The organism is Moorena sp. SIO1F2 (genome assembly GCF_010672755.1).
In the GTDB taxonomy this organism is placed as follows: domain Bacteria; phylum Cyanobacteriota; class Cyanobacteriia; order Cyanobacteriales; family Coleofasciculaceae; genus Moorena.
Window position 1 is genome coordinate 1 of sequence record NZ_JAAHFV010000462.1, and the last position, 4,390, is coordinate 4,390.

A 4,390-nucleotide genomic window follows, 5' to 3' on the forward strand; every position below is an offset into this window, starting at 1 on the left:
TTACATATTTATGGGTTTTTAGGGAACAGGGAAAAGGAATCCCCCCTAACCCCCCTTAATAAGGGGGGAAGGGAATAGGGAATAAAGCAGTTGGCATCCAACCTAAGTTATTTATTATTGCTAATTAAAAAGTAAACTTTATCTTTTTTGCCCCATTTTCATAATTAACTTATCGGCAAATCGCTATAAATGACAGTTTCTAACCCATTTTTTGCTAAACTAGTATTATCAAAAAAATGGCTTCTTAGGAAAACTCCGATGACTGCCACTACTGCACTGCTTAGCCTCGAAGACTACTTAAGCTACAACGATGGCACTGATCGGCGTTATGAACTGGTGAATGGGGAACTGATTGCCATGTCTCAACCCAAAGGACAACATGGTGCAATTACTGAGTTTCTCAACGATCAATATCGGGCTGAAATTCAGGCTCAGGGGTTAGCCTGGGTTTCTAAGCAAGGGTTTATTGCCATCTGCTTGCAGCAGCGCTTCGCGATCGAGTCGCCCCGTGGGGGACGTTGGGATACAGCGCGGATTCCAGATGTGACGGTGGCAACACTGGAGCAATGGCAGGGAATGCTGGATCGAGAGGCGATCATTCGTCTCAACGAATCGCCACCTTTTTTGGTGGTTGAAGTGGTTAGCGAATCGACTCGGACGACGGATTATCGCAGCAAACGAGTGGAGTATAACTTGCTGGAAATTCGCGAATATTGGATTGTCGATCCGCTCAAAGAGCAGGTTGTGGTGTTGCAGTTGGTGGATGATCTTTATGAGGAAACGGTTTTTGTCAGGGATGAGTTGATTGAATCAACTATTTTTCCGGGGTTACAGCTTTCGGCACAACAAGTGTTGAATGGTGCGCTTTAGAATAAGTAATAGACTTTTAGCCATCAGCCGTTAGCTGTCAGCTGTCAGCTAAGTTCTAAAACCTGAATGCTGAATGCTCTAAGTTGAACGCTCTAAGCACCGAGGAGGAAATTTTATGCCTTCCCCTTTTCCAGGGATGAACCCTTACCTAGAACATCCAGAAGTTTGGCCAGGAGTACATCACTGGCTCATTGTTGAACTAGCCAGATCCCTTTCTCCTCAACTGCGTCCAAAATACAGAGTTGGTGTTGAAGTGCGCATGTATGAAACCATTGGGGAAGAATCCCTACTAGTTGGCATTCCCGATTTAACTGTCAAAGGTTCACGGGCGACAACTAAAAAACCAATGACTAATGTTGCAGTTGCACAAGCTCCAACTCAACCCCAAACAGTAGAAGTTCCTGTACCTGAAACCATTAAGCAAGGTTATTTAGAAGTGCGAGAAGTAGCTACCAAAGAAGTAGTAACAGCTATTGAAATCCTCTCTCCCATTAATAAACGTTCTGGGGAAGGACGCCAGCAATATGAGACTAAACGAAATAAGTTTTTAGGCAGTTTCACTCATTTAGTAGAAATTGATTTACTGCGTAAGGGACAACCAATGCCAGTTTATCACAGCAATATTGAAACCCATTATCGAATTTTAGTCAGTCGAGGAGACCGTCGTCCTCAAGCTGATTTGTATGGATTTAATTTACCAGATCCTATCCCCTCATTTCCTTTACCGCTGAAGTCTGGAGATACAGAACCATTAGTAGATTTACAGCTATTATTGAGTAATATCTACGACCAAGCTAGTTATGATTTACTAATAGATTATAATGAAGAGCCACTACCGCAATTGTCGGAAGACGACCGGGTTTGGGTGAATACATGGTTGACGGAGCAACAATTGCGATCGCACTAGAGTGGAATGCTATTTGTTTTGCTAAATAAACAGTGTGTTAGGGTGAGCGTAACGAACGAAAAACGCACCCGACAAGAGCGAGTAATCCCCCTCAGTTATCGCTGTCGGGTCATGGCGATGACTGCTTCCACTGTAAAGTCTGAGATAGTGTCAAGGGTCGGGAGTATGTCAGTTCCGGCAAACACCAGTGGTAGTTCCTGGTTTTCCCAAACCCAAATTTGCTGTCGCTGAATATCGATTAGCCAAGCCAGCTTAGTGCCGTTGCTCAAGCAGTGCAGAATTTTGTTCTGTAGGTCTAATGTGCTTTGGTCAGGGGAGCGAATTTCAATTAACCAGTCCGGTGAACCTTGCAGGGGGCCATCTTGATCCTGGAAGCGATCGCGTTTAACAACCACAATATCTGGTACCGGGGATAAGGGAGGAATGATGCACCGGAGTTCTTGAATCGCAACGCAAGCATGGGTTTGATTGTTGATGGCGTTTACGAGGTTGCGCTGGAGGCGGGAATGAAACAATGTTGGCATCGGTTTTTGCTTCGGCTGTCCATGGATGAATTCCCAAGCAGGAGAAGCTTCTATGTTGGGTTGTTGGAGAAAAGCATCTAAGGAGTTAGTAATGCTAGGTGATTGCATAATTAAGTTAGCTGAAGAATGCTTAAATGATCGCCTCTGAGCGCCTGGTACAGCCCGTCAATGTAAGGCACCAACATCTGATTTTTGGTCAATAAAAAAATTGGATATAGTTTAGATAGTATACTTATAGTATACCACGTTTAGTGGAGAACTAAGTAATGACATTTATCAGCCCCAAAACCGACTTTGCCTTCAAAAAAATCTTTGGATCCCAGGAAAGTAAACCGATTCTGATTAGCTTTCTCAATGCTCTGGTCTACCACAATCAACCTCTGATCCAAGATTTGGAAATTATTGACCCTTATCAGTCTTCTCCTCTTCCAATCCTCAAAGACTCTTTCCTCGATGTCAAGGCCAAACTCAGTAATGGTTCTTTGGTGATTATTGAAATGCAGGTTTTGCAGGTAGAATCCTTTGCCAGAAGAGTTTTATACAATGCTACTAAAGCTTACTCTCTACAGTTAGGTAAAGGAGAAGGCTACCGTTATCTCAAGCCAGTGATTGCTCTGACGATTACCGATTTTGTCATGTTTCCTGAGCATAATCAGATAATTTCTAATTTCAAGTTACGAGAAGAAACTACCAACATCAACTACATCGAAAATCACTTGCAGTTAGTGTTTGTGGAACTACCGAAGTTTGAGAAGCAGTTGGAGGAGTTAGAGCAACTCGATGAGTTGTGGATGTATTTTTTAAAAAATGCACCTTTGTTAGAATCGGTGCCACCGCAAATGGCCGAAAAACCGGAGTTTAAACAGGCATTTGGGATTGCTTCTGAGGCAAATTTAAGTAGGAAAGATTTGGAGGAATTAGGAAAAAGAGAGATGTTTATTCATGACCAACAAGGGCTAGTTATTTTTACAGAAAAACAAACTAAGAACGAAATAGCACGCCAACTTTTGCCTCTGTTAGATAATGAAACGATTAGCCAGACTACTGGCTTACCTGTAGAGGAAATTGAGAAGCTGCGAGAAGGTTGAGCGGTTTGAAAGGAGTAGGGTGGGCAAATTATGAAAGTTTGACCAAGTAATCAGTTTTCATGTCGATTTGCCCACCAGACAAGAGCGATCGCACTTAATTCTACATTCTTAATTCTACATTCTTAATTCTACATTCTTAATTCTACATTCTAACCAAAAAAAATAGCCGCAGAAATACCTTCCACGGCTAGGAATTGTTACCTATGTCTCAACGTTGTAAACCCATTCGGACGTGATCCGATGTGATTGGCCTTTGGCCAGGGGGGCAAAGCCCCCCAAAATTTAAGCCCTTAACCCAGCATTAAGTATTTTGTCATTACCGTGATGAATTCGCCAGGAATTTCAGTTGGTTGAAGGGGGCTCCACTCGTCAACTTGGGCGTAACCTCGTGCATAAAGGGTATGGATGGTGTTGGTTATTGCCCGGCGGGAGCCCTTCAAAATGTGCTTAATCGGGTATTTTTTTTTGGAAGGTTCTTGAGGAGTATTACTAGGAGTAATCTCTTCAGGATTGTTTTCTGGGTTAGGGCGAAAGTTGTCGGACATAGTAAAAAAAACGTTTTAAGGTTTACCTTTATAATCCTAACTATAATAGTTTTGTTTGTCAAGGAATTTTAGATTTTTTTTTGGAGGGGTAATTGAAAGAAAATGTACGGTTATAAAATGGAATTAATAATGTACAATTAAGAATGTATAATCGGGGAAATAGTACCGAATTAAAATGTTAGCCTTCGCGTAGCGTATCTTTCAGAGAATCGCGTTTTTTTTTTTTTTTGATTATTTTTATCGATAACGCTGGAACTATTAAATTAATAAAGTAATAAATTGTGATAATTTTTGCTCCCGACTCCCGACTCCCGACTCCCGACTCCCGATTCCCGATTCCCGACTCCCTATATTTTCCTGTGTTATAATAAATCGAGATGGGGCTTCAGGCATCTAGTAGTTAATACTATATAGTTAACTTAAAGATAATCGGTGAGTTATTCAACACAATTCAAG

At 41.8% G+C, this 4,390-nt stretch carries 6 protein-coding genes; 4 read left to right on the forward strand and 2 right to left on the reverse strand.

Annotated elements, in window-relative coordinates:
- The first annotated feature begins 258 nt into the window (after positions 1 to 258).
- Both F6J94_RS30890 and F6J94_RS30895 read left to right on the forward strand, forming a co-directional pair.
- The gene (locus tag F6J94_RS30890) at positions 259 to 870 is read left to right on the forward strand and encodes a Uma2 family endonuclease (RefSeq protein WP_293027173.1); all 612 of its coding nucleotides are present in this window, start codon (positions 259 to 261) and stop codon (positions 868 to 870) included.
- 115 nt (positions 871 to 985) lie between these two features.
- Positions 986 to 1,777, forward strand: coding sequence for a DUF4058 family protein (locus F6J94_RS30895; protein WP_293047258.1), 792 nt, complete (start codon positions 986 to 988; stop codon positions 1,775 to 1,777).
- Positions 1,778 to 1,872: 95 nt separating this feature from the next.
- Here the strand turns inward: F6J94_RS30895 and F6J94_RS30900 are convergent, their stop codons facing one another.
- Positions 1,873 to 2,409, reverse strand: coding sequence for a Uma2 family endonuclease (locus F6J94_RS30900; RefSeq protein ID WP_293027167.1), 537 nt, complete (start codon positions 2,407 to 2,409; stop codon positions 1,873 to 1,875).
- Positions 2,410 to 2,567: 158 nt separating this feature from the next.
- On the opposite strand from F6J94_RS30900, the gene F6J94_RS30905 reads away from it, so the two are divergent.
- Positions 2,568 to 3,389: an Rpn family recombination-promoting nuclease/putative transposase gene (locus F6J94_RS30905; RefSeq protein WP_293047260.1), complete on the forward strand. Its 822-nt coding sequence runs from the start codon at positions 2,568 to 2,570 to the stop codon at positions 3,387 to 3,389.
- Positions 3,390 to 3,679: 290 nt separating this feature from the next.
- Here F6J94_RS30905 and F6J94_RS30910 read toward each other — a convergent pair whose 3' ends face one another.
- A complete protein-coding gene (locus F6J94_RS30910; protein ID WP_293047262.1) occupies positions 3,680 to 3,934 on the reverse strand; it encodes a hypothetical protein in 255 nt (84 codons plus the stop codon).
- Positions 3,935 to 4,225: 291 nt separating this feature from the next.
- On the opposite strand from F6J94_RS30910, the gene F6J94_RS30915 reads away from it, so the two are divergent.
- A complete protein-coding gene (locus F6J94_RS30915; protein ID WP_293047264.1) occupies positions 4,226 to 4,348 on the forward strand; it encodes a hypothetical protein in 123 nt (40 codons plus the stop codon).
- Positions 4,349 to 4,390 lie beyond the last annotated feature (42 nt).